This is a genomic window from Inquilinus limosus MP06 (assembly GCF_000767795.1).
Lineage (GTDB): Bacteria > Pseudomonadota > Alphaproteobacteria > DSM-16000 > Inquilinaceae > Inquilinus > Inquilinus limosus_E.
In genome coordinates, this window is the sequence record NZ_JANX01000662.1 from 1 (window position 1) to 3054 (window position 3054).

The 3054-nt window shown below is 71.2% G+C and carries 3 protein-coding genes; 1 reads left to right on the plus strand and 2 read right to left on the minus strand.

Going from position 1 to position 3054, the window contains the following annotated elements:
• Window positions 1-1777: potassium/proton antiporter (locus P409_RS30430; RefSeq protein ID WP_034847269.1), on the minus strand; the 1777-nt coding region annotated here is incomplete at its 3' end.
• Between the two features lie 108 nt (window positions 1778-1885).
• Window positions 1886-2476 (minus strand): TetR/AcrR family transcriptional regulator, encoded by a 591-nt coding sequence (locus P409_RS30435; RefSeq protein WP_034847271.1) that lies wholly within the window; start codon window positions 2474-2476, stop codon window positions 1886-1888.
• A 101-nt stretch (window positions 2477-2577) separates the two neighbouring features.
• Between P409_RS30435 and P409_RS30440 the strand changes: the two genes are divergently transcribed.
• Window positions 2578-3054: nuclear transport factor 2 family protein (locus tag P409_RS30440; protein ID WP_034847272.1), on the plus strand; the 477-nt coding region annotated here is incomplete at its 3' end.

Genomic DNA, 3054 nt, shown 5'->3' on the forward strand with positions numbered 1-3054 from the left:
GGACCCAGGCGGCGATCTCGGACAGGTTCTGGAACACCGGCAGCTTCGGCTGGGCGCCGCGGCTCGGCTCCAGCGCCAGCCCGACCTCGGTGACCTCATTGTCGTCGTCGACGGCGCGGACGATCAGCTCGACCCCGCCGACCGGCAGCCGGTCGCCGATCTCGGCCCGGCCGCCGAACGCATCCTGCAGGAAGGCGCCGGTGGTCCGGGTCTCGGCCGGGTCGGGCAGGGCGAAGCCGTAGCTCTCCGCCACCTCGGCCAGCGGCGCCTCGGCGTTCAGGGTGAAGTCGCCGAAGAAGTCGCGGTCGTCCTCCGCCAGCCGGGCCGGGGTGGCGAACAGCCGGTCCAAGAGGCGCACCTGCTGCGGCGGGGTGAAGATGTAGACCTGGTCGCCGCTCTGCAGCCGGCCGGCATGGTGGATGTCGACCGACTGGCCGTCGCGCACGATCAGCGCCGGCCGGGCCCAGCGCGGGATGCGCTCGCCGCGCGCCACCGGGCTCTGCGCCGCGATACGGTACACCACCAGCTCATGGTTGGCGCGGCCCGGCAGCTCCAGCTCGACCCGGTCGACCGGGCCGATCCGCGGCGGCACGATCAGGCCCAGCCACTTGGCCAGCGGGCGGATGGTCCAGCCCTGCAGCAGCAGCGAGACGATCACCACCACGAACACGCCGTTGAAGATCATCCGCCCGTCCGGCAGCTGCGCGATCAACGGCAGGATGGCCAGCAGGATCGACACCGCGCCGCGCAAGCCCACCCAGGCGACGAAGGTGGTCTCGTTGCGCGAGAAGCCGTAGGGCAGCAGGCACAGCCACACCGCGATCGGTCGGGCCACGAAGGTCAGCGCCAGGGCCACGGCCAGCGCCGGCAGGGCCACGGCGGGGAACTGCGACGGCGTCGCCAGCAGGCCCAGCGTCAGGAACATGCAGATCTGCGCCAGCCAGGTCATGCCGCTCTGGAACCGGCGCAGCAGGGCGGAGGCGCGCAGCGCGGCGTTGCCGGCGACCATGCCGGCGACGTAGACGGCGATGAAGCCGGAGCCCTCGACCATGCCGGTGGCGGCGAAGATCAGCAGCGCCAGGCTCAGCACGATCACCGGATACAGGCCGGGGTCCAGGCTGACGCGGTTGATCACCCGCACGATCAGGAAGCCCCCGACCAGCCCGAGGGCGATGCCGATGCCGGCCTGCAGCAGGAAGGTCGTGGCCAGCGACCAGGTCAGCGTCTCGGCCCCGGTGCCCAGCCGTGCCGCCTCGACCAGGGCGAGCGTCAGGAAGATGGCGATCGGGTCGTTGCTGCCGGATTCGATCTCCAGCGTCGACCGCATGCGGTCGCGCAGGGTGATGCCGCCGACCCGCAGCAGGAAGAACACCGCGGCGGCGTCGGTCGAGCTGACGATGGCGCCGGTCAGCAGCGATTCGTACCAGCCGAAGCCGAAGGCCCAGCGGGCGGCGACGGCGACAAGGCCGGTGGTCAGCAGCACGCCGGCCGTGGCCAGGGTCAGGGCCGGGGCGGCGGCGGCGCGGAAGCTCTGCAGCCGGGTCTCGAAGCCGCTGTCGAACAGGATCAGCGCCAGGGCGACGCTGCCGATGAAATAGGCCACCGGGGCGTTGTCGAAATGGATCTTGCCGATGCCGTCCTCGCCGGCGCCGAGGCCGACCGCGAGGAACACCAGCAGCAGGGGGGCCCCGACCCGGAACGAGATCAGGCTGGTGAAGACGCTGAGCGCAATGAGTCCCGCCGCAACGAGAATGGCGAGGTTCATCGCCTCGATCATCGGTGTCTCTTCCTCGCTTTCGGGGTCGCGGCCGCGGCCGCGCGACTCGCCTCCTGCAATCCACCCGACAAAGGTGACGGAAATCGGGTCCGATGGCGAGGTTTCTGCTCAGTCGAGAGCCTTCACGGCGGCCAGGGCGGCGGCCTGCAGCGCCGCGCGGGACGCGCCGTCGCGGGCCTGCAGCGACAGCCCCTGCATCACCGTGCCGAAGAAGGTGGCGAGGCCGTCGATATCCGTTCCGGCCGGCAGGTCGCCGTCCTCGACGCCGCGTCGCAGCCGGCGGCGGATCCGATCGGTGGTCTCGCGCCGGAGGCCGGCGAGATGGCGGCGCAGCCCGTCATTCTCCGGCAGGCCGTTGACCAGGCCGAGGATCAGCATGCAGCCGCGGGCGCCGGGCGAGGCGAGGGCGATCCCGGCGCTCGCCGTCAGCATGCCGAGGATCGACTCGCGGGCGGTCGCGCCCGTCTCCAGCGCCTGCATGCTGCCGGCGCCGTCGGTGGCCAGGTAGCGGTCGAGCGCCTCGCGGAACAGCGCCTCCTTGGAGCCGAAGGCGGCATAGAAGCTGGGCGGGTTGATGCCCATCGCCGCGGTCAGGTCGACCAGCTGCGCCCCCTCATAGCCCTTGGCCCAGAACACCTCGATCGCGCGCCGCAGCGCCACGTCGCGGTCGAAGCTGCGCGGCCGGCCCCGCGTCGCCATCCGTGATCCTTTCTGTATCTGATCTTACATAATTCACTTGACCGTCAGCGAGCAAGCCGACAGCATTTGTGTAGTCAAAATTATGAAATCAGGAGGCCGCGATGCCGACCGGTCCCGATCCGGGTCTCACGGAAGCCCGGCTGAAGGTGATCGACGCCTATTTCCGCGGCGCGGACAGCCGTGACCCGGCCTGGCTCGACCTGTTCACCGAGGATGTGGAGCTGTTCTTCCCGAAATTCGGCCTGACCCGCGGCAAGACGGCGGTGGCCGGGTTCGCCGGCCGGCTGGCGGCCGAGCTGGAGAGCCTGGAGCACGACATCGCCGGGCTGCGCAGGATCGTCGCCGGCGACACCATCGTGGTCGAGGGCACCGAGGCCGGCGTCACCCGCGCCGGGCTGCGCTGGCCGGACGGGGTGGTGTCGCAGGGCCGGTTCTGCGACGTGTTCGACTTCGCGGGCACGCTGATCCGCAGCATCCACATCTATGTCGACCCCGACTTCACCAGCGCCGACCGCGACCGCATCCGCATCCTGCGCGGCGAGGCGGCGGCCGGGGGCGGGGCCCGGGCTGCGCTCGAG

Coding starts and splice junctions, on each gene's coding strand:
- P409_RS30435 (WP_034847271.1), bottom strand. CDS start 2,476: ATGGCGACGCGGGGCCGGCCGCGCAGCTTCGACCGCGACGTGGCGCTG.